A 24128-nucleotide genomic window follows, 5' to 3' on the forward strand; every position below is an offset into this window, starting at 1 on the left:
GGAAAACTCCCGGCGTGTCGCCACCATCGGCGTGTCGCAATCAACAGCGGTGGGTGATCGAAGAGAGATCATCGTGACCGCCAGTGCACGGCCGGGACACGGCATCGTCCACCCCGTCACACGAATGCCGGAGTGGACGATGCCGTTTGAAGAGTCCGGTACTACCGGGTCACTGCTCGCCGGTCACCTGGACGTTGACGTTGGCCGTCACGTCGGGGTGCAGCTGCACGTCGACGACGTGCTTGCCCAGCGACTTGATGTGGCCGCGCAGCGAGACCGAACGCTTGTCGAGGTTCGGGCCACCGGCCTTGCGGACCGCGGCGACGACGTCGCCGCTGGTGATCGAGCCGAACAGCTTGCCCTGCGAGGACACCTTGGCGGTCAACGTGACCGCGTCCAGGTTCTGCAGCTGCTGCTTGAGCTCGTGAGCGTGCTCCAGGTTCCGCACGCGGCGGTTCTCCTGGACGCGACGGATCGTCTCGACCTGCTTCTGCGCACCCTTGGTGGCCACGATGGCCAGGTTGCGGGGCAGCAGGTAGTTCCGCGCGTAACCGTCCTTGACCTCGACGATGTCGCCGGACTCGCCGAGGCCGGACACGTCAGCGGTGAGGATGATCTTCATGACGTGACTCCTTTCCCTTATCAGCGAGCGGTCGAGGTGTAGGGCAGCAGGGCCATCTCACGCGCGTTCTTCACCGCGATGGCGACGTCGCGCTGGTGCTGGCTGCAGTTGCCGGTGACCCGGCGGGCACGGATCTTGCCGCGGTCGGAGATGTACTTCCGAAGCAGCGTCGTGTCCTTGTAGTCGATCAGCGTGGCCTTGTCCTTGCAGAACACGCAGACCTTCTTCTTCGGCTTGCGCACAGGCGCCTTGGCCATTGGTCTTCCTCCTGAACGAAAAACTTCCTAAGCGTTAGCTGCGGCGAGCGTCAGAACGGCGGCTCGTCGCTGAAGCCGCCGCCGGAACCTGCCGGCGGGGCCGAACCCCACGGGTCGTCGGCCGGCGGACCGGCCGGGGCGCTTCCGCCGCCACCGCCGAAACCGCCTCCGCCACCACGGCTGACCTTGTTGACCTTGGCGGTGGCGTAGCGCAGCGACGGACCGATCTCATCGACCTCGAGCTCGACGACCGTGCGCTTCTCGCCTTCCTTGGTCTCGAAGGACCGCTGGCGCAGCCGGCCTTGCACGACCACACGCATGCCCCGGGTCAGCGTCTCGGCCACGTTCTCCGCAGCCTGCCGCCAGATGTTGCAGCGCAGGAACAGCGCCTCGCCGTCCTTCCACTCGCCGCTCTGGCGGTCGAAGGTCCGCGGGGTGGACGCGACGGTGAAGTTCGCGACCGCAGCACCGGACGGGGTGAAGCGCAGCTCCGGATCGGCGGTCAGGTTGCCGACCACCGTGATTACCGTTTCACCAGCCATGACCTGGGGACTCCAGTCTGGTCGTTAGCGGGTACGGGCCTGGATCAGGCAGACGCCTTGGCGGCACGGGCCTTGGCGGCGCGCGCGACCTTGCGGGGCTCAACGATCTTCCGCTGGACCTTGGTCCGCAGGATCGACTCGTTGAGGTTCAGCTGACGGTCCAGCTCCTTGATGGTGGCCGGCTCGCCGTTGAGGTCCAGGACGACGTAGATGCCCTCGGAGTTCTTGTTGATCTCGAAGGACAGCCGACGACGGCCCCAGACATCGACCTTCTCGACGGTGCCACCGTCGTTGCGGACGACGTTGAGGAAGTTCTCCAAGGACGGAGCGACGGTGCGCTCGTCCAGGCTCGGGTCCAGGATGACCATGAGCTCATAGTGACGCATGAAGACCATTCACCTCCTGTGGACTCACGGCCACGGACTTTCCGTGGCAGGAGGGTCGTTCGCGTCAACGAACCAGGCAACGGTAGCAAGGACCCCCGACACCGCTGCGATTGCCCCGCTCAGCGGTACCCACCACCAAGGCGAGCGCCGAAGGAAGCCTCTGACGGCCGGCAGCACCGTCAGGCAACCGGCGAAGCCGGTTTCTCACTACCCACCTGAGCAACCGGCACCGCCGCGGGTTCTGACACGTCTTCTGGGGAGGACAGCCGTAGCGCCGTGTACTGGACATACACAAGTCTCGGATCCCGGAGCCAGAAGGCGTGTCAGGTTCCGCCACCCGCACCACTGAGCAGAAGGACCACAGGGCCCTTCAACAGCGAAAATCCCAGGTCAGTGGCGGCGTAGGACCCAGGCTCGAACTAGCGCAGCGGTCACCACCGCGAGGGAGACGGCGGCGATGAGGACCGGGAGGGCGACTCGTTCGGAGACCTCTGTCGGGAGGGCTTCGGCCTGGCCGGCCGCGCGGATCTCGTCCTGCTCGTCCTGGACGCGCTGCCGCTCCTGGGCCTGTCGTGCCAGGTCACCAACGTTGGGCGCCATGCCCGGCACCTGGCCGTAGCGGGCCTGTGCCCACGGCAGCGAGGAACCGCGCAGGCTCGGCGGCAGCATGCTGACCGCGGCCGGGGCACCGCTGGCGCTGGGCATGCTCGGCACGGGGCTGGTGGACGGCGCGGACGGCGGCGGCACGACGGGCGCGGGTGCCGGGGTCTGCGACGAGGGAGGCGTCTGCGACGGCTGCTCGGGCGGCGGTTCCTGCGAGGACGGCGGCGGAGGGGGCTCCTCCTCCGGCTCCGGGGCGTTGACCGTGATCGAGTTCCCGAGGCTGACGAGGTTGGTGAAGTGGAAGCGGACGGCCTCCACCTTGTCCTCCGGCAGTCCGAGCTGGCTCAGGCGCGGTGTCGCGGCCTTGGCGATCTCGCGGCCGGAGAAGGAGTTGGCGCCGGGTTCGGCGGTGCCCAGCGCGATGGGGCTGCCCGAGGCGAACTGCTCGGAGGCGTCGGAGGCGGGGCCGAAGGCCAGCGGCATGGCCAGCAGGACGGCCTGGTTGAGCTTGAAGTCCAGCGTCTTGGGCAGCACGGAGATCGGCTGGCCGACCTCACCGGAGACGATGGCGATGGGCTGGTCGACGACCAGCGGCTCGGCGGCGGCGGCCGTTCCCAGGCCGAGGCAGCTTCCCGCCAGGATCACCAGACCCGCGGCACCAGCCGATACGGTGCGGCGGAGCGCGTTCGGTTTGATCAGTGGGTTGGGGTTTCCCCAGGTACCCATGGCTCGCCTCCCCGCGAACGGCTCCGAATCGACAGTCACTGTCTCAAAGCTCCTAACGCGCGAGTACCGCCGTTGGTTGCGGCCATCCGGCAAATCCGTTGATGTTCCACAGTGTGGAACACCCCGGTGCGCCCCGGTTCCCGGGTCCGGGCGGTGTGGACGAATAGACTGCGTGCCATGCGTATCGGCGCCCATGTTCGCGATGACGATCCGCTGACCGCAGCCGCTGAGCGCGGCGCGGAGGTGGTGCAGTTCTTCCTGTCCGACCCGCAGGGGTGGAAGGCGCCGAAGCCGCATCCGCAGGCAGAACAGCTGCGGGGCAGCGACGTCGCCGTTTTCATCCACGCACCTTATGTGATCAACGTGGCCTCGTTGAACAACCGCATCCGCATACCGTCGCGGAAGTCGGTGACGCAGCAGGCGAAGGCCGCTGCGGAGGTCGGCGCGCAGGGCTTGATCGTGCACGGCGGGCACGTCACGAAGGACGACGACCCGGCCGAGGGCATCGCGAACTGGCGCAAGCTGTTCGAGCGGCAGGCCGACGAGAGCGGTTTCGAGGTGCCGATCCTGATCGAGAACACCGCGGGCGGCGCGAACGCGATGGCCCGGCGGTTCGACGTGCTGGGCCGGTTGTGGGACGCGGTGGGCGAGTTCGGCGCGGGGTTCTGCCTGGACACCTGCCACGCGCACGCGGCGGGCGAGGAGCTGCTCGACGTGGTGGACCGGGTCAAGGCGATCACCGGACGGATCGATCTGGTGCACCTCAACGACTCGCGGGACGAGTTCGGTTCGTCGAGGGACCGGCACGCCAACATCGGTTCGGGCAACATCGATCCTGAGCTCCTGGTGGGCGTGGTGTCGAGGGCCGGTGCGCCGGTGGTGGTCGAGACCCCGGACGAGGGTCAGGCCGCCGACATCGAATTCCTCCGCTCGAAGGCGAGCTGAACGGCTGTTTCCCGGCTGGCCCGGGTGAGAGGAGCCCGGTATCAAGGTCGCGCGGGGCTTGACGGTGTCGGCGTTAGCGGTGTTGTGCCTGCTGACGGCCGTGACGTTGGCGTTGGGGTACGCGAACAAGGCGCGTTGCACGGGTCCTGAGTTCAACGAGTGGGGCCGCTCGGTGCCGGACTACCAGATGCGGTCCTACCGGGACGTCTGCTACTCCGACATCCAGAACCTGTGGGTGGGCCGGGACATCGACCGGCACGTCTTCCCGTACGTGAACGGGGGCATCGACGAGGACGGCTCGTTGTGGGGCGGTGTCGTGGAGTACCCGGTGCTGACCGGGGTTCTGATCTGGGCCGGTGCGCTGTTCGTGAGCACCGATGCCGGGTTCCTGCTGTCGTCGGCGCTGCTGATGGCGCCGTTCGGGCTGGCGGTGGCGTGGTGGCTGGGGCGGTTGAGCCGCTGGCGGGCGCTGCTGTGGGCGATCGGGCCGCCGTTGGTGCTCTACGCGGATCACAACTGGGATCTGCCGGTGGTGGCGAGCGCGGTGGCGGCGGTGTTCGTGATGCACCGCTGGCGCGCGTCGCTGGCGCGTCGTTCCACGGTGGCCGCGGTGCTGCTGGGGCTGGGTTTCGCGTTGAAGCTGTACCCGGCGATCTTCGTGCTGCCGTTGATGCTGTACGTGTTCACCGAGGGCGGCCGGGACTGGCGTGGCGCGTTGCGGGTGGCCGGTGCGGCCGCGGGGACGGGTCTGCTGGTCAACGTTCCGTTCGCGCTGGCGGGTTTTCAGGGCTGGGCGGCGTCGTTCGAGTTCCAGTCGCGGCGTCAGGTGGACTTGAGCACGAACTCGGTGTGGTACTGGGGTTTCCGGGACTGGACCGGGGACGACGGCTTCCAGGCCGCGATGGGCATCGTCTCGCCGGGCCTGATGCTGGTGTCGTTCGCGTTGGCCTGCTGGATCGGCTGGTTGCGGTTCGAGAGGACCGGGACCTACCCGTGGGTGCAGGTTTCGGCGGCGATGCTGTGCGGGTTCCTGCTGCTGCACAAGGTTCACTCGCCGCAGTACACGTTGTGGTTGCTGCCGTTCTTCGTGCTGGTGCAGGTGCGCTGGGGGTGGATCGTGGCGTACCTGGTGGCGGATTTCGCGATGTGCGCGGGCATCTTCCGCTGGCTGTACCTGAACAACGAGGGGATCCCGAGCGGTGTGCACGACGGTTTCACGGCGCAGGCGCTGATGATCGGGGTCTGGGGCCGGGCCGCGCTGCTGGTGGGGCTGTTCATCGCTTTCCTGTCGGCCCGCACGACCATCGACGAGCGACCGTCGGGTGACGAGGTGTCCGCTGAGACCTCGCGGTACCGCATCAGGAGCTGAGGACGAGGACGAGAAAGGGACCCGCGGCTGCGCGCGCCGCGGGTCCCTTCCAGCTGAGGGGTCCGATCAGAAGACGGACTCGTCGAGCTCCATGAGGGAGTTGTCGGCGGCCTCGATGATCTTGCGGCGACCGGTGAGCTCGGGCAGGACGTTCTTGGCGAAGAAGCGGGCGACCGCGACCTTGCCCTGGTAGAACGACTCGTCCTTGCCGGCACCGGCGTCGAGCGCGGCGAGCGCGATCTCGGCCTGCTGCAGCAGCTTCCAGCCGATGAGCAGGTCGCCGACCGACATCAGGAACGACACGGCGTGCTGGCCGACCTTGTAGATGTTCTTGATGTCCTCCTGGGCGGAGGTCAGGAACTCGAACAGCGTGCCGAGCTGGCCCTGGACGTCGCCGAGTGCGCGGGTGAGCAGCTCGCGCTCCTCCTTGAGGCGCTCGTCGGCGTCGGTGGCCTCCAGCGTCTTCTGGATCTCGGCCGCGACGTGGCCGATGGCCGCGCCCTGGTTGCGGACGATCTTGCGGAAGAAGAAGTCCTGCGCCTGGATCGCGGTGGTGCCCTCGTAGAGGCTGTCGATCTTGGCGTCGCGGATGTACTGCTCGATCGGGTAGTCCTGCAGGTAGCCGGAGCCACCGAGGGTCTGCAGCGAGTGCGTGAGCATCTCGTAGGCCCGCTCGGAGCCGACGCCCTTGACGATGGGCAGGAGCAGGTCGTTCACGGCCTCGGCGAGGGTGACGTCGCTGCCCTCGTGCTTGCCCTGGGTGATCTGGTCCTGGTAGTCGGCCGTGTAGAGGTAGATGGCGCGCAGGCCCTCGGCGTAGGCCTTCTGCAGCATCAGAGCGCGGCGCACGTCGGGGTGGTGGGTGATGGTGACGCGCGGGGCGGTCTTGTCGGTGCTGCGCGTGAGGTCCGCGCCCTGGACGCGCTCCTTGGCGTAGTCGAGGGCGTTGAGGTAGCCGGTCGAGAGGGTGGCGATGGCCTTGGTGCCGACCATCATCCGCGCGTACTCGATGACCTGGAACATCTGCGCGATGCCGTCGTGGACCTCGCCGAGCAGCCAGCCCTTGGCCGGGGTGCCGTGCTGGCCGAAGGTGACCTCGCAGGTGGCGGAGGCGTTGAGGCCCATCTTGTGCTCGACGTTGGTGACGAAGGCGCCGTTGCGGTCGCCCGGCGCACCGGTCTCGCCGTCGAAGTGGAACTTGGGCACCAGGAACAGGCTCAGGCCCTTGGTGCCGGGCTTGGCCTCGACGCCGGGTCCCTCGGGACGGGCGAGCACCAGGTGCATGATGTTCTCGGTCATGTCCTGGTCGGCGGAGGTGATGAAGCGCTTGACGCCGTCGAGGTGCCAGCTGCCGTCCTCCTGCTGCACGGCCTTGGTGCGGCCGGCGCCGACGTCAGAACCGGCGTCGGGCTCGGTGAGGACCATGGTGGCGCCCCAGCCGCGCTCGATCATGAGGTCAGCCCACTTCTTCTGCTCCTCGGTGCCGTTCTTCCAGAGGATCGTCGCGAAGTTGGGGCCCGCCATGTACATGTAGACCGGCGGGTTGGCGCCCAGGATCAGTTCGGCGGCCGACCAGGTGACGGTCGGGGGGATGCCGTAGCCGCCCAGCTCGTCCGGCAGGCCGAGCCGCCACCACTCACCGTCCATGACCTGCTGGTAGGACTTCTTGAACGACTCCGGCAGGGTTACCGAGTGGGTGGCCGGGTCGAAGTGCGCGGGGGTGCGGTCACCTTCGACGAAGGACTCGGCGAGCGGGCCGGTGGCCAGGTCGTTGAGTTCGGACAGCACGCCGCGAACGGTGTCCTGGTCGGACTGCTCGAAGGCGCCCTTGCCCAGTCGGTCCTGCACCTTGAGGACCTCGAAGAGGTTGAACTCGAGGTCTCGGACGTTGCTCTTGTAGTGGCCCATCGAAGGCTCCCTCTTGCACGCTGCTGCGGGTGGGCCCGGCTACGAGCCCTTACTCGTCGGTAACAAGAAGGGTATTACCTGGCAGTAACTTCTGTCGAGGCGACCTGTGCCACCCTCCCCTCGCACCCCTTCTGACCTGCGTTCCCTTCCGCAAAATTCGCGTATCGGGATAAATTCGAAGGCGCCCCGTCACCCCTGCGCCCTACAGTGGGCGATCCGGACATCACTCTGGGGGTACAGATGATCGCCGTACGCGCGGAGGCACTGGTCAAGAGCTTCGGATCCACCCGCGCTCTGAACGGGATCGACCTCGAAGTGCCCCGGGGTGAAGTCCTCGGGCTGTTGGGCCCCAACGGTGCGGGCAAGACGACCACGGTTCGCATCCTGACCACGCTGCTGCGGCCCGACTCGGGGCGCGCGTTCGTCGCCGGGCACGACGTGCTGGCCGACCCGCACACCGTGCGTCGCTCGATCGGCCTGTCCGGGCAGTACGCCGCGGTCGACGGGAACCTGACCGGCTACGAGAACCTCTACATGGTCGGCCGCCTCTACGGGATGTCCCGCTCGAACGCCTCCGCGCGAGCCCGGCAGCTCATCGACCGCTTCAAGCTCGACGACGCGGCCGACCGGCCCTCCAAGGGCTACTCCGGCGGCATGCGCCGACGGCTCGACCTCGCGGGCGCGCTGGTCGCCGCGCCACCCGTGGTCGTCCTCGACGAGCCCACCACCGGGCTCGACCCGCGCGGCCGGATGGACACCTGGGAGGTCATCGGCGAGCTCGTCGCCGACGGCACGACGGTCCTGCTGACCACCCAGTACCTGGAGGAGGCCGACCAGCTGGCCGACTCCATCGCGGTCATCGACCGCGGCGAGGTCATCGCGAGCGGCACCGCCGACCAGCTCAAGTCCCGCGTCGGCGGCGAGCGCCTGCAGCTGATCGCGCAGGACGCCGCCGACCTGCCCGCGATGGCCCGGGTGCTGCGCGATGTCGGCGTGGCCGAACCGCAGGTGGAGGTGGCGCTGCGGCGGGTCACGGTGGCCGTGGAGACCGGGCCGAAGGCGCTGATCGAGGCCTTGCGGAGGCTCGACGCCGACAGCGTCGCGGTCAACGACGTCGGGCTGCACCGGCCGACGCTGGACGACGTGTTCCTGGGTCTGACCGGACGGCACGCCGAGGAGGAGCAGGGATGAACGCGCTGGCGGTGAGCCTCCGCGACAGCAACGTCGTGGCGTGGCGGAACCTGATGAACATCAAGCGCAACCCGGATCTGCTGCTGGCCAGCACGGCGCAGCCGATCATGTTCGTGCTGATGTTCGCCTACGTCTTCGGCGGCAGCCTCGGCGGCGAGGCGTACCGGGAGTTCCTGATCGCCGGGATCTTCGTGCAGACGGTGGCGTTCAACAGCTCCTTCACCGTGATCGGCCTGGCCAACGACCTGCAGAAGGGCATGATGGACCGGTTCCGGTCGCTGCCCATGTCGCGGGTGGCCGTGCTGCTCGGGCGCACCACGTCCGACCTGCTGGTCAGCGTGCTGACCGTGGTGATCATGTCCTTGTGCGGGCTGATCGTCGGCTGGCGGATCCGGGGCAGCGTGCTCGACGCGCTGCTGGCCTTCGGCCTCCTGCTGCTGTTCTCGTTCGCGATGTCGTGGGTGGGCGCGTTCATCGGCCTGGTCGCGCGCAGCGTCGAGGTCGCGCAGAGCGCGGGTCTGCTGTGGATGTTCCCGGTGACGTTCGTGTCCTCGGCCTTCGTGCCCGCGGAATCGATGCCCGGTCCACTGCGGACGTTCGCGGAGTGGAATCCGATCACGGTCTACTCGGACGCGTTGCGCCAGCTCTACGGGAACCCGCTCCGGGTGACCGGTCCGCCTCCGGACAGCTGGCCCGCGCAGCACGCGGTGCTGTACTCGGTGGTGTCAGCGCTGGTGATCCTGGCGATCTTCATCCCGCTCGCGGTGGCTCGCTACCGTCGCGTGGCGAGTAGGTGAAGGTCCTTCACGATATCCACGGGGGACAGCCGTCAGTGCGTCGCATGAGCACGTTTTGCCTGGCAGGACCGCACTTTGGAGTTAACTCCAAAGTGTGAACGGCACCGGACTCGCGCAGTGGTTGAACGTTTTCGGGTCGATCAGACCGCACTATCTGCCCGTCTCCGAGATACGCACCACGGACCGCGAGGTGGGTTATGCGCCGAACGAACGTCAAATACGCCGCTGCAGTGATCGCTTGCACCTCGGCACTGCTCGCCGGGTGCGGTGGTGCACCAGAGGGCGTGCCGGGAATGCCGTCGGGAGTGCCCGGGGCTCCGCAGCCGGGCCAGCCCGAGCCGGGTGGCGAGCAGCAGCCTCCGCCGGGCGGCGAGCAGCCGGGCGGAATGGGCGGCGGTCAGCAGGGCGGCGGCGAGCAGGGCGGCGACCAGGCCAAGGCTCAGCTCCAGGGCCAGCTCGACCAGCTCAACCAGAGCTCGCCGATCACCTTCGATCCGGACAGCAGCGAGCTCACCGACCAGGGCAAGGAGACGGTCACCAAGGCCGCCGACATGCTCAAGACCGCTCCGCAGGAGATGAAGTTCCAGGTCGCGGGCTTCACCGCGTCCGGGACGAACTCCAGCCAGGACAGCAAGGAGCTGTCGCAGGCTCGCGCCCAGGCGGTCGTCGACCAGCTGACGCAGGCCGGGGTCCCGGCCGAGCGCCTGCAGCCCACCGGCGAGGGCGACGCGGGCGGCGACCCCGCCGCGTCCCGCAAGGTCGAGATCAAGGTTCAGTAAGCGGTTCCACCAGCGGGGCGGCCAGAACCGGCCGCCCCGCTTCGTCGTGCGCGGCCGGTGAGACCTCGGTCGCGATCGGTGCTGGTCAGGGCGACCGGCCCGGTACTCTCGGCGGGAGCAGTCACGGAGGTGTCGATGGCTTCTCCCGCCGAGGCGCGGACGGTCCGCGAGCCCGCGGGCAAGGCCGCCTCCGCGATCACCTGGGACGTGCTGGCCGCGGTCGCCGCCGGCGGCGCGATCGGGTCGGTCCTGCGCTGGTCGACGAGCCTGGTGTGGCCGGGCCCCGCTTCGACGTTCCTGGTCAACGTGCTGGGCTGCCTGGCCATCGGCGTGCTGATGTGCGTGATCACCGAGCTGGTCACCCCGCACCGCCTGCTGCGACCGTTCCTGGGCGTGGGCGTGCTCGGCGGATTCACCACGTTCTCCACCTACGTCACCGACGCGCTGCGGCTGGCGCTGTCCGCGCCGCTGGCGGCGCTGGGCTACCTGCTGGCCACGGTGCTGTGCTGCCTGCTCGCGGTGTTCGTCGGCATCACCGCCACCCGGGCCCTGTCGCGGGGACTGCGACGGGAGGCCGCGTGACGCTCCTGCTCGTCGCGCTCGGCGGCGCCACCGGGGCGAGCCTGCGCTTCCTCACCGACCTCTGGGTCCAGGCTCGGCACGACACCGGGTTCCCGTGGGGAACGCTGGTGGTCAACGCGGTCGGTTCGCTGGTCCTCGGCTTCCTCGCCGGGGCCGCGCTGTTCGGCGCGCCCCTGCCGGTGCTGCAGACCGCGCTGGGCGTGGGTCTGTGCGGCGCGCTGACGACGTTCAGCACCTTCGGTTACGAGAGCGTGCGCCTGCTGACCGGCGGGCAGCGGCTGTTCGGTCTGCTCAACGTGGTCGGTTCGGTGCTGGTGGGGCTGGGTTCGGGCGTGCTCGGCGTCGTGCTGGCCGCCTCGATCTGGCACTGACCCCGGGAAACAGCACCCGAACGGGCGATCACGACACGAGTGCACGACCCCGCTCGCGCTCCCCGGATTCGGTTCGGGTTGTCTCTAACCTTTGGGCACGAGATCCGCACACGTGAGCGAATGGGGTCACCATGCGCACCGTCTTCATCCACGGCGAGCAGGAACGTTTCGACGAGGCCAGCGCCGAACTGATCGACCGCTTCACCCGCCGCCACCCCGAGCTCGACGCAGCGGAGCTGGTCGAGCTGCTGCTCGATGACAAGTTCCTCGCCGACGGCATGCTCGCGCACTGGAGCGAGGAGGACCTCGTGCGCGTCCTGACCGAGGTCGTGCCGCGCCGGGCCGTGCTGACCCGCGAGTGGTCGGCGACACCGGGCCTGCTGCACCGGTGGCTCGACTTCCTGGCCGAGGAACGCCTCCTGACCTCGACCGATCCGGTTTCCGCGCTGCACGACGCGGTCGACGCGGCCACGCCCGCCTACCTGAGCGCGATGGCCGATCCGACGGAGTGGAGTTCGGAGAAGTTCTGGACGACCACCATGCGGGAGCTGGGGGTCGACGACTCCGACGACGCCGCGGTGGAGGAGTTCCACGACGCCGTGGACGCCGGTGAGCTCGACGTCGACCAGGACACCGCCGACGAGATCACCGCGCGCGAGTCCACCGAGCCCGAGCAGCAGCCGAAGCTGTGGCTGAGCCCGGTGGAGCTGACCGAGTCGGAGCCGCACCGCGACATCGCGGCCGGCGCCCCGATCATGGACCGCATCCGCGCGGTCGTGGAGCACGCGGGTGACGGCGACGTCGACAAGCTGGCCGCGAGCCTGGGCAGCGACACCGCCACCGCAGGTCTGCTGCAGGAGTGGGCGCAGCGCGCGGGCCTGCTGCGGGTCTCCGGCGAGCGGGTCGTTCCGACGCTGATCGCCGCTCCGCTGCTCGCCGAGCCGGAGCTGCTGTGGACGAAGCTGTGGCAGAGCTTCGTGCTGCTCGACGACGTCTTCCGCGACGGGCTGGAGAACATCGCCGCCGACTCCGACGACGACGAGGACGACCTGCCCGAGCTGGTCCAGTCGGTGCTGAGCGTGCTCTACGCGGCCGGCGAGGAGGTGCCGCTGGAGGTCGTGGCGTTCACCGCCGCCGACGTGCTGGGCGCCGAGGACCCGGGCCCGGTGCTGGCCCTGGTGAAGCGGATCGTCGAGCAGTGGGAGGCGATGGGGGCGCTGCGCACCCGGCCCGCGACCGAGGAGGACGGCGCGCTGCCCGTCGAGATGTTCGTCGAGTTGCTACCCGCGGGCGTGTGGGCCGCGCGGGAGTCGTTGCGGGCGTTCGGCTTCCACGTGCCGACGACCGATGCGCTGCGCCTGGCCCCGGCCGAGCTGGTGGCGCTGCTGTTCGCCGCCGCCCCGGCACCGGTCCAGCAGGCGCTGGCGGCGAGCTGGGTCGAGGACCGCGGCCCGAAGCAGGCCGCGGACGAGCTGACCGGCCTGCTGGAGCTGGTGGACGACCCGGTGGTCCGGATGCCCGCGCTGGCGCTGCTGGAGGCGACCGGCGAGGAGGGCGTGACCGCGGCCCGCAGGCTGGTCGACGATCCGGTGTGCGGCGCGGCGGTGCGGGTGTGGCTGCAGGCCGCCACCGACGAGCAGGTGGCGCGCGACGGTGATCAGCTGCTGTTCAGCGTCGACGCGATGGCGGTGACGCTGGAGACCGACGTGGACCTGTTCGTCGGTGATGTGGCCGAGCAGCCGGAGGACGAGCAGTTGCAGCTGGTGGGCGAGTTGGCCGGCAGCGGGCATTCCCACGCCCGCGCGCTGCTGGCGGCGCTGGCCGACAACCACGAGGACGAGGAGGTCGCGGCGGCTGCGCGCAGCGCCTTGGACGCCTGATACCCGGTGACGCTCCTCATGTCCGTTTGTTCTGCTAACGAGAATTGTTTAGCATTGCGAACGGTTTGACTTCACAGCAGCCGCAACCGCAGCTGCCAACGCCGTTGATGAGGGGTGGCGTGGCGATGAGCGCCGGGCACGAAGTTCGGTTACTCGACGTCTTCAAGGGACAACCGAAGGCGGTGTGGATCACCGCGTTCGCGGCGGTCATCGCCTTCATGGGAATCGGCCTGGTCGACCCGATCCTGCTGTCCATCGCCGAAGCGATGAACGCCGGACCGGAGCAGGTCACCCTGCTGTTCTCGTCCTACCTGGGCGTTCAGGTCGTGGCCATGCTGATCACCGGTGCGTTCAGCGCCCGCTTCGGGCCCAAGCGCACCGTGGTCACCGGCCTCGTCCTGATCGTGCTGGCGACCATCGCGTGCGCGCTGGCGAGCTCCATCGGCCAGCTCGTCGCGCTGCGCGCGGTGTGGGGTCTGGGCAACGCGTTCTTCATCGCCACCGCGCTGTCGGTGATCGTCGGCGCCGCCTCCGGCGGCCAGCAGGCCGCGATCCTGCTGTACGAGGCGGCGCTGGGCATCGGCCTGTCCACCGGGCCGCTGCTCGGCGCCCTGCTGGGCAACATCTCCTGGCGGGGCCCGTTCGCCGGAACCGCGGCGCTGATGGCCGTCGCGCTGATCCTCGCCGCCGGTTTCCTGCCCAAGGACGGGGACCGCTCGACCCGCGCCAAGATCGGAATCCTCGACCCGATCAAGGCGCTGCGTCACGGCGGCCTGCTGCGCACCTCGCTGGGCTCGGCGTTCTACACCGCGAGCTTCTTCATCGTGCTGGCCTGGTCGCCGTTCGTGCTGGAGTTCGGCGCGATCGCGGTCGGCCTGGTGTTCTTCGGCTGGGGTCTGTGCGTCGCGGTCGCCGGGGTGACGCTGGCGCCCAAGCTGGCGGCCCGCTTCGGCGAGGTCGGCGGCACGATCATCGCGGTCCTGCTCTACGCGGTCATCCTGGGCGTCATGGCGTTCGGTTCGAAGCCGGTCGTGGTCGTCGGCGTGATCCTCAGCGGACTGGCCTCGGGCCTGCTCAACACGCTGTTCACCGGTTCGGCGATGAGCGTCAGCGACGCGCCGCGCCCGGTGGCCAGCGCCGGCTACAACTTCTGCCGCTGGCTCGGCGGCGCCGCTGCCGCCACGCTGGTCGGCCACGTCGCCACCTGGTTCGGCTCGAACCACGCGCCGTTCGCCGTCGGCGCGGCGCTGTGCGTGATCGCCGCGCTGCTGCTGGTCACCGACGTGCGCGGCAAGGCCGACGCTCAGCAGGTCCCGGCCGAAGCGGCAGTGGTCGGCGAAGAGGTCTGATCGGGCGACAACACGAAGGGGCGCGCGGATCTCGATCCGCGCGCCCCTTCGTGTTGTCGCCCAATGTTCGCCAAGCGCTTGCACACCGTTGACGTTCGCTTACGCTCCAAGCCGTTCTCGAACAGCTTGGAGGTCCTGGTGGCTCCCGAACGTCGACTCCTGCCGCTGCTCACCGGCGGACGTGCCCGCGTCACGTGCCGCTACCGATGCGGCGACCAGTGCTCCCAACACCCGCCGAACACCTCGGACAACGCCTACTTCGGGCAGGTCCTGGACCAGGTGCTCAGCCGTCGCGGCCTGCTCAAGGCCGGAGCGGTGGCCACGGCCGCGCTCGCGGTTCCCGCGCTGGCCTCCCGCGAAGCGGCCGCCGCGACCGGCCTGGACTTCGTGCCGATCCGGCCCAACACCGAGGACGCGGTGGTGATCCCGGAGGGCTTCCAGCAGCAGATCGTGATCCGCTGGGGCGACCCGATCCTGCCCGGCGCGCCGGAGTTCGACTTCGACGCCCAGTCGCCCGAGGCCCAAGAAGGCCAGTTCGGCTACAACAACGACTTCTGCGCGCTGCTGCCGCTGCCCGACGGACGCAGGGTGATGGTCAACAACCACGAGTACGTCACCGAGGAGTTCGTCTTCCGCGGCTACGACTCGGAGAACCCCACCGAGCAGCAGGCCAGGATCTCCTGGGCGGCGCACGGTCTTTCGGTCGTGGTGCTGGAGGACAAGAAGCCGGTGATCGACCCGCTGAACCGGCGCATCACCCTCACCACGCCCTTCGAGCTGCGCGGACCCGCAGCGGGCAGCGAGTGGCTGACAACCCCTGCCGATCCGACGGGAACGCGCTCGCTGGGCACCATGAACAACTGCTCCGGCGGCGTCACGCCGTGGGGCACGATCCTGTCCGGCGAGGAGAACTTCCACCAGTACTTCGCCAACGCCGACACCGTCACCGACCCGGTCGCCGCGGAACGCCTCGCGCGCTACGGGATCTCCGGCGGCGCGACCGACCGCAAGTGGGAGCGCTTCGACTCCCGCTGGGACCTCGCCCAGCAGCCCAACGAGGCCAACCGCTTCGGCTGGATCATCGAGCTCGACCCGAACGACCCGTCCTCCACCCCGGTCAAGCACACCGCGCTCGGTCGGCTCAAGCACGAAGGCGCCAACATCCGCGTCCTCGACGACGGACGCGTCGCCGCCTACATGGGCGATGACGAGAAGTTCGAGTACATGTACCGGTTCGTCTCAGACGGGAAGATGAAGCCGGGCGGCAGCGGGCACGCCCGCAGGCACAACACGTCGCTGCTGGACTCGGGCACCCTGTACGTCGCGAAGTTCACCGGCGACAACCCCGCCGAGATCGACGGAACCGGGAAACTGCCCTCCGACGGCGAGTTCGACGGCGTCGGCGAGTGGATCCCGCTGGCGCACAACGACACCAGCTTCGTCGACGGCATGAGCGCCGACGAGGTCTACGTCTTCACCCGCCAGGCCGCCGACAAGGCGGGCGCCACCAAGATGGACCGGCCCGAGGACGTCCAACCCCACCCCAAGACGGGACGCGTCTACGCCGCGCTGACCAACAACTCCGATCGCGGCACCGACGGCAAGGCACCCGCCGACGAGCCGAACCCGCGCAACACCAACAAGCACGGCCAGGTCATGGAACTCGACGACGACCCTGCGGGCATCGCGTTCACCTGGCGACTGCTGCTGGTCTGCGGCGACCCGGCCGACCCGTCGACCTACTTCGCCGGGTACGACAAGTCGCAGGTCAGCCCGATCACCTGCCCGGACAACGTCGCGTTCGACAGCCAGGGCAACTTGTGGATCACCACCGACTCCAGCGGCGCGCTCGGCTTCAACGACGGCCTCTACGCCGTCCCGCTGGAAGGCCCGGAACGCGGCCACGTCAAGGCGTTCCTCAGCGTCCCGCGCGGTGCCGAAGCCTGCGGGCCGGTCATCGAGGACGACCTCGTCCTCGTCTCGGCCCAGCACCCGGGCGAGCTGGACGGCGCCAACGCCGACAACCCCGCCAGCCACTGGCCCGACGGAGGCACCACCCAGCCCCGGCCCTCGGTGGTCGCGGTCTGGCGCTGATCAGCGCTCGAAGGCCCCGTCCTTCACGGCCCCGATGAAGTCCAGGAACCGCGAGACGGGCACCGCTAAGTGCCCGGCCTCGCGGTTCTTGGTGTCCCGAATCCCCACAGCATCACGACCACGCCCGACCTCGACGCAGTTGTTGTTCGGACCGCTGTAGCTCGACTTCCGCCATCCCACGAAGTTCTCGGTCATCAGCCCTCCAGAACGTCCACGTACGAATCATTTCGACAGACCGGACCGCGTCCAAGGCCTGCGCGCTCAGATCAGCCGTGAGATCCACGAATTCCGCGGTGTCCTTCAGCGCGTCGAGGAACTGCTCGGACCTGCGGTGTTCCAGACACCGAGCCAGTCCGGCATGCGCCGATGCCGGACCCCCACACGGGCGCCCGTCCGCCCGCTCGGCGTTCAGCTCGTGATCCGCCGGTAGAGCCGCACCCACGCCTGGGGCGTCAGGTCTTTCGGCAGCGGCGGCAGGCCGTGGAGGCGGCGACCGGTGACGTTGCGGATCATCTCCGCGAGCGATCGGCCCCTCGCCTGGTAGACGGCCCGGACGAAGGCCTGGTAGTCGTTCCTGCGCTCCGCCGGGAGGAGTTGCCGCCTGGTGATGTGGAGGATTCCGCCGCTGCACGCCGGGATCGGCCGGAAGTGCTGCGCCGGAACCTCGCCGAGCGAGCGGAATTCGAACCAGGGCGACCACTGGGCGTTGAGCTGACTGCCGCCCCTCGCCCGCTTGACCGCCACCTCGTGCTGGATCAGCAGCACCGCTTCGGTCCAGTGCTGGGTGGTGAGCAGGGTGCGGGTCATGGTCGTGGTGATGCCGAACGGCAGGTTGCCGACCACGGCGTGCGACCTGACCGGGAACCGGAACTCGCGCATGTCGCCGTGGTGGAGGCGCACCCGCGGGAGTTCCGCGCTCAGGCGCTCGACGCAGCGCCGGTCGAGCTCGACCGCGATCACCGAGCGCCCGAGGTCGACGAGCTCTCGGGTCAGCGCGCCGCGGCCCGCTCCGAGTTCGACGACGGGGTCCTGCGACGGCGTCAGCGCGCGGGCCATGCGGCGGGCCGCGCGGGGGTTGATCAGGAAGTTCTGGCCGAGTTCGCGGCGCGCGCGATCGCGCGCCGACCTGCGGCGATAGGACATGGGGACTGCTCCTGCACTCGCGAGCCGAATGGGAACCGGGTCTCGCGCGCACAGGCCGGCGGGTGAACGTCCGCAGCATCGACCGCGCGTCGGGGAACGAGACCCGGACGCGAACGGCGACGCGATCTACTGGCCGCGCCGCCTAGGCGGAACGCAGCCGGATGAAGAAAGCAGCAGAACAATGCCCCATGTCGACAAAGCTACAAGCCTCGCCCTCGACCGGAAACCGATTTTTCGCGACTCCCGGCTCCCGGCAGCCGGGTCGGCGGAGAGAGGGGACAGCGGGCAGTTCTGCCGACCATACGAAGGGACGTCGATCACGGGGCGGTTCGGCTCAGCACTGCCCCGTCGTGACGTCGAGCACTCGACGAAAGACCAGCAGAGCGCGGTGTCGGCGACTCTGCGTTGCTTGTTCGGCTTCTGTTCACCCAGATGTACCGAGGACATCGCCCAATCTGTCTAACGTTCGGGTGTTCCATACCAATCCCATGGAGGTCCGCTTGTCTTCCCGACCGGACAGCGGGCGGGTCATCCCGCTCCCTCTCATCTCCCACCACAGCGCCAGCCGTTCCTCGGTCACCTGCAAGTACCGCTGCGGCAACGCCTGCCAGCACGAGGCGCCGAACACCTCCGGCAACGCCTACTTCGGTGACATCGTCGAGGCCGTGCTCAGCCGTCGTGGCGCGCTGAAGGCCACCGGCGCGCTCGCGCTGACGGTTGGCGGCGCCGCCATGCTCAACGGCACCGCCGCTGCCGCGCCCAAGCCCGCGCCGGCCCGAGGCGCCGTGCCCGGCACCGACTTCGCGCCCGTCACGCCCAACACCGAGGACGCCGTGGTCGTCGCCGACGGCTACCAGCAGGGCGTCGTGATCCGGTGGGGTGACCCGGTCGTCGAAGGCGCGCCCGAGTTCGACTTCGCCAACCAGAGCGCCGCCGCGCAGGAGAAGCAGTTCGGCTACAACAACGACTTCGCCGAGCTCATCGCGCTCGACCGGACCGGCGCCGAAAGCCTCCTGGTGTGCAACCACGAGTACACCACCGAGGAGCACATGTTCCTCGGCTACGACGAGAACAACCCCACCGAGGAGCAGGCCCGCATCGCCTGGGCCGCCCACGGTCTGTCGGTGGTGCTCGTCAAGCGCCAGGACGACGGCAGCCTCAAGCCGGCACCGAGCCGCTACAACCGGCGCATCACCCTCAACACCCCGTTCGAGCTGCGCGGTCCCGCAGCGGGCAGCGACCTGCTGAAGACCTCGGTCGACCCGACCGGCACGACCGTCTTCGGCACCCAGAACAACTGCGCGGGCAGCCTCACCCCGTGGGGCACGATCCTGTCCGGCGAGGAGAACTTCAACCAGTACTTCGCCAACGCCGACAGCGTCACCAACCCGGTCGCCAAGGAGCGCCTCGGCCGCTACGGCTTCGAAGGCACCGCCAGCACCCGCAAGTGGGAGCGCTTCGACAAGCGCTGGGACCTCGCGCAGGAGCCCAACGAGGCCAACCGCTTCGGCTGGATCGTCGAGATCGACCCGAACGACCCGTCCTCGACCCCGGTCAAGCACACCGCGCTCGGCCGCTTCAAGCACGAGGGCGCAGCGGTCCAGATCGCCGACGACGGCCGCGTCGTGGCCTACAGCGGTGACGACGAGCGCTTCGACTACATCTACAAGTTCGTCTCCAACGGCAAGGTCAAGCAGGGCACCAGCGCGCTGGCCCGCCGGCACAACATGACCCTGCTCGACGACGGCACGCTCTACGTCGCGAAGTTCACCGGCAACAGCCCCGCCGGTGAGATCGACGGCACCGGGAAGCTGCCCGCCGACGGCAAGTTCGACGGCATCGGCGAGTGGATCGCGCTGGCCAGCGGCAAGGAGTCCTTCGTCCCCGGCTTCACCGCCGAGGAGGTCTACGTCTTCACGCGCCTGGCCGCCGACGCGGTCGGCGCCACCAAGATGGACCGGCCCGAGGACATCCAGCCCAACCCGGTCAACGGCAAGGTCTACTGCGCGCTGACCAACAACAGCAACCGCGGCAGCGAGGGCAACGCGGCTCCGGACGAGGCCAACCCGCGCGTCGGCAACAAGCACGGTCACGTGCTGGAGATCGACGACGACACCACGGGCACCCGCTTCGGCTGGAACCTGCTGCTGGTGTGCGGCGACCCGAACGACGCGGGCACCTACTTCGGCGGGTTCGACAAGAGCAAGGTCAGCCCGATCTCGTGCCCGGACAACGTGGCCTTCGACCGCCACGGCAACCTGTGGATCTCCACCGACGGCAACGCCCTGGACTCCAACGACGGCCTGTTCGCGGTGCCCGTCGACGGACCGGAGCGCGGCTTCGTCAAGCAGTTCCTGACCGTGCCCAACGGTGCCGAGACCTGCGGTCCCGTGGTGCGCGACAAGCTGGTGACCGTCTCGGTGCAGCACCCCGGCGAGATCGACGGCCACAACGCGGGAAACCCGGCATCGCACTGGCCGGACGGCGGCACCTCGCAGCCGCGCCCGTCGGTCGTGGCGATCTGGCGTGAAGACGGCGGTGAGATCGGCCGCGGCTGATCCACCTTGCGAGCGCGGGGGTCCCCGGCCGAAAGGCCAGGGACCCTCGTTGCGTTTCCACCCCCGCCCAGGAGTCGGCCCCCTCGGTAACCGGATTTCCACTGAAATCGGGAACCCAACTTCCACCGAAACGCGGCACCCAACTTCCACCGAAACCGGGGTCCCGAGTTCCACCGAAACCCGTTCCCGGACTTCCACTGAAATCGGGATCCCGAGTTCCACTGAAATCCGGTGGGCGCTGGTGGGTCAGTCTTGGGAGGTGGGGGATTCCTTGGGGACTGCGCGGAGGGCAATGACCGTGAAGGCTGCGGCGATCATGACCACGCCGACGACCCAGAGGCCGGAGCGCTGGGAGCCCGTGACGTCGGCGAGGGCTCCGGTGATGTAGGGGGCCGCGAAGCCGCTGATGTTGCCGAGCGAGTTGATCAGAGCGATGCCGCCGGCGGCCGCGGCGCCGGCGAGGAAGTTGCTGGGGAGTGCCCAGAAAGTGGGCAGGGCGGCGCAGACGCCGACGGCGCAGATCGTCACCGCGACCATGGCCATGAACGGGTTGCCCAGGTACAGCGCGATCGGGATGGACACGCCGCCGAGCAGCATCGGCAGCGCCACGTGCCAGACCCGCTCGCGGGTGCGGTCGCCGTGCGCGGCCCAGATGACCATCGCCACCGCACCGATCACGTACGGAACCGCCGTCACCAGGCCGGCTTCCATCGTGGACAGCTCCGTGCCGTACTGCTGCTCGAAGCCCTTGACGATCGTGGGCAGGAAGAAGCCCAGCGCGTACAGGCCGTAGGCGATGCCGAAGTAGACGAACGCCAGCGCCAGGATCCGCGGATGCGTCAGGGCCTTGCGCAGCGGCCAGGCGTGCGCGGCCTCGGTCTCGGCGCGCTCGGCCTCCAGCTGACCGGACAGCCACTCGCGTTCCTCGTCCTCGAGCCACTTGGCCTGCTCGGGCCGGTCGGTCAGGTAGAACCAGGTCGCCACCGCCAGCAGCATCGCCGGCACGCCCTCCACCAGGAACATGAACCGCCAGCCGGAGAGGCCGAGAACGCCGTGCCCGCTGCTGATCAGCGCGCTCGACACGGTCGCGCCGATGGCGCTGGAGACCGGGACCGCGGCCATGAACAGCGCGACCGCCTTGGCCCGCTGCACCGCCGGGAACCAGTACGTGAGGTACAGGATGATGCCCGGGAAGAACCCGGCTTCGGCGACGCCCAGCAGGAACCGCAGCACCACCAGCGTCGTCGCGTTCGGCACGAAGGCCATCACGGTCGCGACGATGCCCCAGGTGATCATGATCCGGGCCAGCCACTTGCGGGCGCCGAAGCGGTGCAGGGCGAGGTTGCTCGGCACCTCCAGCACCAGGTAGCCGAGGAAGAAGATGCCCGAGGCGAACCCGAAGACCGTTGCGGTCATGCCCAGTTCGTCGTTCATGCCGTTCGGGCCGGCGAAGCCGATGTTGACCCGGTCCAGGTAGTTGACGAAGTACAGGAGGCACAGGAACGGCATCAACCGGATCGCGACCTTGCGCAGGATCCGGTTCTGCATCTCCGCAGGGGCTACGTTGGCGCTGCTCACCGGATGGGCATACGCGCAGCCCGCCCACCAGGTCAAGACCCGACCGGAGGGTGGGACGGCCGGTAGCCTCGGTGAAATATGCCACCTGTAGCGTTGCAGCCATGCCCGAACGCCCGATTGCCCTGGTCACCGGCGCCTCACGAGGTATCGGTGCCGCGGTCGCGCGTGAGCTGTCCAACACTCATGACCTGTTGTTGGGCGGCCGCGACACCGACGCCATCCAGACCCTGATCGACGAACTGCCCGGCGCCGCCCGCGAGTGGCCGGTGGAACTCACCGACCACGCCGCTCTGGCCGACGCCGCGACCGACATCGAGCGAGTCGACGTCCTGGTGCACTGCGCCGGACTCGTCGAGCTCGGCCACATCGCCGACGCCACCGGCGATTCCTGGCGGCGCACCTTCGAGGTCAACCTCTTCGCCGTCACCGAGCTCACCCGCCTGCTGCTGCCCCAGCTCCGCGCCGCGCAGGGCCACGTCGTGCTGGTCAACTCGGGCTCCGGCCTGAGCGCCAAGCCGAACTGGGGTGCCTACGCGGCCAGCAAGTTCGCGCTGCGCGCGTTCGCCGACGTGCTGCGCGCCGAGGAAGCCTCCAACAGCGTGCGCGTGACCTCGGTGTTCCCCGGCCGGACCGCGACCGACATGCAGCGCTCCGTCCGCGAGCAGGAAGGCGGAGCCTTCGAGGCCGACCGCTACCTGCGTCCCGAGTCCGTGGCCAAGCCGATCATCTCGGCCGTCAACGCCACGCCGGACTCGCACCTCACCGAGATCATCGTGCGCCCCGCCGCTGCTTGATCTCTTTCTGAGGCTGTTCGTGGTTGCTGTGCTCGGCGGTGCCAGTAGCGGAACCTGACACGCCTTCTGGCTCCGGGAGCCAGAAGGCGTGTCAGAACCCGCGGCGGTGCGAGCTGAGTCCCACACCTGAAGAAGCGGCCGCCGCGGGCCGCCTCAACCCCGGACGTGCTGAGCGGCGGTGCGGGCCGCGGCCTGGACCGTGCGGCGGTCGACCCGGGTGGGTTCGCGGTCGTTGAGGACCTGCTCGCCGGCGACCCACACGTCCCGCACGCTGCGCGAACCGGCCGCCCACACCACGTTCGACATCACCTGCTCGTCGGGTGCGTCCAGACCCGTTGCGAAAGCGGGGTTGTCGACGTCGAGGTGCACGATGTCGGCCCAGCGACCCGGTTCCAGCGCGCCGATGTCGTCGCGGTGCAGCGCCTCGGCACCGCCGCGGGTCGCGGCCAGCAGCGCGGCCCGCGCGCTCAGCGCCGTCGCGTCGCCGGTGACCGTGCGCGCGAACAGGCCCGCGAGCTGCACCTCTTCCCACAGGTCGAGGTCGTCGTTGCTGGACGGCCCGTCGGTGCCCAGCCCCACCGGGACGCCCGCCGCCAGCAGCTCGACCAGCCGAGCGGTGCCGGAGGCGAGCTTGGCGTTGGATCCGGGGCAGTGCGCGACACCGACACCGCGCCGCGCGAACAGCTCGATGTCCTCGTCGCTGAGGTGCACGCCGTGCGCCGCGATGACCCGGCCTTCGAGCACGCCGAGCTTGTCCAGCAGCGCCGGGACCGAGCCGTACTCCTCGCGCTGGGCGGTGTCCTCGGCGAGGGTTTCCGCGACGTGGGTGTGGACCAGCGCGTTGCGCTGCTGCGCGGACTCACCGATCGTCTGCAGCGCTTCCGGCGGCAGCAGGTAGGCCGAGTGCGGGCCGTAGGCCAGCTCGATGCGCTCGCCGGGGCCGAAGCGCAGGCCGTCGGCGTCGATCCAGCGGTCGATGCCCTCGACCGCGCCGCGCCAGCCGCCGAGCGCCTCCAGGGCCGGGGTGTCGATCACGGCGGAGGCCAGCACCGCGCGGGAACCGACCGCCAGCGTCGCCTCGACCATGGACTCGGCGATGAAGTACATCTCGGCGCTGGTGGTGATGCCGGCGCGCAGCATCTCCACGCATCCCAGCTCCATGCCCGCGCGCACGTCGGACGGGCGGAGCCTGGCCTCGGCCGGGAAGATCACCTCGTTGAGCCAGCGCAGCAGCGGCAGGTCCGCGCCCATGCCGCGCAGCAGGGTCATCGGGCTGTGGGCGTGGGCGTTGATGAGGCCGGGCAGCAGGATTCCGCCGCATTCGCGGACGACCACGTCGTGGGGCCGTTCCGGTGCGCCCTGGCGAGGACCGCAGTAGCTGATGCGGCCGGTGTCGTCGACGTCCACGACGGCGTCCCGGACGACCGAGCAGGTCGCGTCGCAGGGCAGGGCCATCGGTGCGTGCAGGCGGAGTGCGGTCGGCATGACCGCATTCTGCCGCACCGCGATCCGCAACCGGACGGCCTCGTTCCCCGGCCGGCGCGACCTTGGCCGAAAGGTCAACACGACCTGGCCGATCGGCCGATCTGAGCGGTTCGATTGCTGGCCCGCAGGCCGATACCGGTTTTCGCGCCGGTGCCCGAATCTTGAACCA

Annotated in this window: 22 protein-coding genes; 12 read left to right on the forward strand and 10 right to left on the reverse strand. The window is 69.3% G+C overall.

Features of this window, described 5'->3' with window-relative positions; all coding sequences use genetic code 11:
- Window positions 1-169 precede the first annotated feature (169 nt).
- The 5 genes from rplI to E1181_RS01555 all read right to left on the reverse strand — a co-directional run bounded on the left by rplI (window position 170) and on the right by E1181_RS01555 (window position 3136).
- On the reverse strand, window positions 170-622 hold the full coding sequence (gene rplI, locus E1181_RS01535; RefSeq protein WP_132672016.1) for a 50S ribosomal protein L9: 453 nt from the start codon (window positions 620-622) through the stop codon (window positions 170-172).
- Between the two features lie 20 nt (window positions 623-642).
- Window positions 643-879 carry a 30S ribosomal protein S18 gene (gene rpsR, locus E1181_RS01540; protein WP_093419808.1) on the reverse strand — a complete coding sequence of 79 codons (237 nt, stop codon included), beginning with the start codon at window positions 877-879 and terminating at the stop codon, window positions 643-645.
- 50 nt (window positions 880-929) lie between these two features.
- Entirely contained in the window at window positions 930-1421 is a 492-nt protein-coding gene (locus tag E1181_RS01545) for a single-stranded DNA-binding protein (protein WP_132672017.1), read from the reverse strand.
- Window positions 1422-1465: 44 nt separating this feature from the next.
- Window positions 1466-1816, reverse strand: a complete 351-nt coding sequence (gene rpsF / locus E1181_RS01550; RefSeq protein WP_235874909.1) for a 30S ribosomal protein S6 — start codon at window positions 1814-1816, stop codon at window positions 1466-1468.
- Window positions 1817-2197: 381 nt separating this feature from the next.
- On the reverse strand, window positions 2198-3136 hold the full coding sequence (locus tag E1181_RS01555) for a hypothetical protein (protein WP_132672018.1): 939 nt from the start codon (window positions 3134-3136) through the stop codon (window positions 2198-2200).
- 177 nt (window positions 3137-3313) lie between these two features.
- On the opposite strand from E1181_RS01555, the gene E1181_RS01560 reads away from it, so the two are divergent.
- Both E1181_RS01560 and E1181_RS01565 read left to right on the forward strand, forming a co-directional pair.
- On the forward strand, window positions 3314-4081 hold the full coding sequence (locus E1181_RS01560) for a deoxyribonuclease IV (protein ID WP_132672019.1): 768 nt from the start codon (window positions 3314-3316) through the stop codon (window positions 4079-4081).
- Window positions 4082-4181: 100 nt separating this feature from the next.
- Window positions 4182-5450: a glycosyltransferase family 87 protein gene (locus tag E1181_RS01565; protein WP_328590817.1), complete on the forward strand. Its 1269-nt coding sequence runs from the start codon at window positions 4182-4184 to the stop codon at window positions 5448-5450.
- A gap of 66 nt (window positions 5451-5516) precedes the next feature.
- Here E1181_RS01565 and E1181_RS01570 read toward each other — a convergent pair whose 3' ends face one another.
- Entirely contained in the window at window positions 5517-7358 is a 1842-nt protein-coding gene (locus E1181_RS01570) for an acyl-CoA dehydrogenase (protein WP_132672021.1), read from the reverse strand.
- 240 nt (window positions 7359-7598) lie between these two features.
- Between E1181_RS01570 and E1181_RS01575 the strand changes: the two genes are divergently transcribed.
- From E1181_RS01575 to E1181_RS01610, 8 genes are all read left to right on the forward strand, one after another.
- Window positions 7599-8549, forward strand: coding sequence for an ATP-binding cassette domain-containing protein (locus E1181_RS01575; protein WP_132672022.1), 951 nt, complete (start codon window positions 7599-7601; stop codon window positions 8547-8549).
- The gene (locus E1181_RS01580; RefSeq protein ID WP_132672023.1) at window positions 8546-9346 is read left to right on the forward strand and encodes an ABC transporter permease; all 801 of its coding nucleotides are present in this window, start codon (window positions 8546-8548) and stop codon (window positions 9344-9346) included. Before E1181_RS01575 ends, E1181_RS01580 begins: the two co-directional genes overlap by 4 nt.
- Before the next feature lie 230 nt (window positions 9347-9576).
- Entirely contained in the window at window positions 9577-10125 is a 549-nt protein-coding gene (locus E1181_RS01585; RefSeq protein WP_132672024.1) for an OmpA family protein, read from the forward strand.
- Window positions 10126-10260: 135 nt separating this feature from the next.
- Window positions 10261-10707 (forward strand): fluoride efflux transporter FluC, encoded by a 447-nt coding sequence (locus E1181_RS01590; protein ID WP_132672025.1) that lies wholly within the window; start codon window positions 10261-10263, stop codon window positions 10705-10707.
- Complete coding sequence (gene crcB / locus E1181_RS01595; protein ID WP_132672026.1) at window positions 10704-11078, forward strand: fluoride efflux transporter CrcB; 375 nt, start codon at window positions 10704-10706, stop codon at window positions 11076-11078. The genes E1181_RS01590 and crcB overlap by 4 nt, the downstream gene beginning before the upstream one ends.
- A 131-nt stretch (window positions 11079-11209) precedes the next feature.
- Window positions 11210-12958, forward strand: a complete 1749-nt coding sequence (locus E1181_RS01600) for a hypothetical protein (RefSeq protein ID WP_132672027.1) — start codon at window positions 11210-11212, stop codon at window positions 12956-12958.
- 125 nt (window positions 12959-13083) lie between these two features.
- Complete coding sequence (locus E1181_RS01605; protein ID WP_132672028.1) at window positions 13084-14307, forward strand: MFS transporter; 1224 nt, start codon at window positions 13084-13086, stop codon at window positions 14305-14307.
- Window positions 14308-14370: 63 nt separating this feature from the next.
- On the forward strand, window positions 14371-16401 hold the full coding sequence (locus tag E1181_RS01610; protein WP_132672029.1) for a PhoX family protein: 2031 nt from the start codon (window positions 14371-14373) through the stop codon (window positions 16399-16401).
- Here E1181_RS01610 and E1181_RS01615 read toward each other — a convergent pair whose 3' ends face one another.
- Together E1181_RS01615 and E1181_RS01620 are read right to left on the reverse strand one after the other, a co-directional pair.
- Entirely contained in the window at window positions 16402-16596 is a 195-nt protein-coding gene (locus tag E1181_RS01615; protein ID WP_132672030.1) for a DUF397 domain-containing protein, read from the reverse strand.
- 213 nt (window positions 16597-16809) lie between these two features.
- Window positions 16810-17544: a ribosomal RNA small subunit methyltransferase A gene (locus E1181_RS01620; RefSeq protein WP_132672031.1), complete on the reverse strand. Its 735-nt coding sequence runs from the start codon at window positions 17542-17544 to the stop codon at window positions 16810-16812.
- A gap of 500 nt (window positions 17545-18044) precedes the next feature.
- Here E1181_RS01620 and E1181_RS01625 point away from each other — a divergent pair, with 500 nt between their 5' ends.
- Window positions 18045-20102, forward strand: a complete 2058-nt coding sequence (locus tag E1181_RS01625; protein WP_235875643.1) for a PhoX family protein — start codon at window positions 18045-18047, stop codon at window positions 20100-20102.
- A 246-nt stretch (window positions 20103-20348) separates the two neighbouring features.
- Here the strand turns inward: E1181_RS01625 and E1181_RS01630 are convergent, their stop codons facing one another.
- A complete protein-coding gene (locus E1181_RS01630; RefSeq protein ID WP_207921969.1) occupies window positions 20349-21650 on the reverse strand; it encodes an MFS transporter in 1302 nt (433 codons plus the stop codon).
- A 131-nt stretch (window positions 21651-21781) separates the two neighbouring features.
- Between E1181_RS01630 and E1181_RS01635 the strand changes: the two genes are divergently transcribed.
- On the forward strand, window positions 21782-22474 hold the full coding sequence (locus tag E1181_RS01635; protein ID WP_132672034.1) for an SDR family oxidoreductase: 693 nt from the start codon (window positions 21782-21784) through the stop codon (window positions 22472-22474).
- Between the two features lie 153 nt (window positions 22475-22627).
- Here the strand turns inward: E1181_RS01635 and E1181_RS01640 are convergent, their stop codons facing one another.
- Window positions 22628-23959 carry an amidohydrolase family protein gene (locus tag E1181_RS01640; RefSeq protein WP_132672035.1) on the reverse strand — a complete coding sequence of 444 codons (1332 nt, stop codon included), beginning with the start codon at window positions 23957-23959 and terminating at the stop codon, window positions 22628-22630.
- Window positions 23960-24128 lie beyond the last annotated feature (169 nt).

Origin of the sequence: Saccharopolyspora terrae (genome assembly GCF_004348435.1) — a bacterium.
In the GTDB taxonomy this organism is placed as follows: Bacteria; Actinomycetota; Actinomycetes; order Mycobacteriales; family Pseudonocardiaceae; genus Saccharopolyspora; species Saccharopolyspora endophytica.

Coding starts and splice junctions, on each gene's coding strand:
- E1181_RS01605 (WP_132672028.1), top strand. CDS start 13,084: ATGAGCGCCGGGCACGAAGTTCGGTTACTCGACGTCTTCAAGGGACAA.
- E1181_RS01600 (WP_132672027.1), top strand. CDS start 11,210: ATGCGCACCGTCTTCATCCACGGCGAGCAGGAACGTTTCGACGAGGCC.
- E1181_RS01640 (WP_132672035.1), bottom strand. CDS start 23,959: ATGCCGACCGCACTCCGCCTGCACGCACCGATGGCCCTGCCCTGCGAC.
- E1181_RS01590 (WP_132672025.1), top strand. CDS start 10,261: ATGGCTTCTCCCGCCGAGGCGCGGACGGTCCGCGAGCCCGCGGGCAAG.
- E1181_RS01570 (WP_132672021.1), bottom strand. CDS start 7,358: ATGGGCCACTACAAGAGCAACGTCCGAGACCTCGAGTTCAACCTCTTC.
- E1181_RS01580 (WP_132672023.1), top strand. CDS start 8,546: ATGAACGCGCTGGCGGTGAGCCTCCGCGACAGCAACGTCGTGGCGTGG.
- rplI (WP_132672016.1), bottom strand. CDS start 622: ATGAAGATCATCCTCACCGCTGACGTGTCCGGCCTCGGCGAGTCCGGC.
- E1181_RS01560 (WP_132672019.1), top strand. CDS start 3,314: ATGCGTATCGGCGCCCATGTTCGCGATGACGATCCGCTGACCGCAGCC.
- rpsF (WP_235874909.1), bottom strand. CDS start 1,816: ATGGTCTTCATGCGTCACTATGAGCTCATGGTCATCCTGGACCCGAGC.
- E1181_RS01545 (WP_132672017.1), bottom strand. CDS start 1,421: ATGGCTGGTGAAACGGTAATCACGGTGGTCGGCAACCTGACCGCCGAT.
- E1181_RS01630 (WP_207921969.1), bottom strand. CDS start 21,650: ATGCAGAACCGGATCCTGCGCAAGGTCGCGATCCGGTTGATGCCGTTC.
- E1181_RS01615 (WP_132672030.1), bottom strand. CDS start 16,596: ATGACCGAGAACTTCGTGGGATGGCGGAAGTCGAGCTACAGCGGTCCG.
- E1181_RS01575 (WP_132672022.1), top strand. CDS start 7,599: ATGATCGCCGTACGCGCGGAGGCACTGGTCAAGAGCTTCGGATCCACC.
- E1181_RS01555 (WP_132672018.1), bottom strand. CDS start 3,136: ATGGGTACCTGGGGAAACCCCAACCCACTGATCAAACCGAACGCGCTC.
- rpsR (WP_093419808.1), bottom strand. CDS start 879: ATGGCCAAGGCGCCTGTGCGCAAGCCGAAGAAGAAGGTCTGCGTGTTC.
- E1181_RS01610 (WP_132672029.1), top strand. CDS start 14,371: ATGTTCGCCAAGCGCTTGCACACCGTTGACGTTCGCTTACGCTCCAAG.
- E1181_RS01635 (WP_132672034.1), top strand. CDS start 21,782: ATGCCCGAACGCCCGATTGCCCTGGTCACCGGCGCCTCACGAGGTATC.
- E1181_RS01620 (WP_132672031.1), bottom strand. CDS start 17,544: ATGTCCTATCGCCGCAGGTCGGCGCGCGATCGCGCGCGCCGCGAACTC.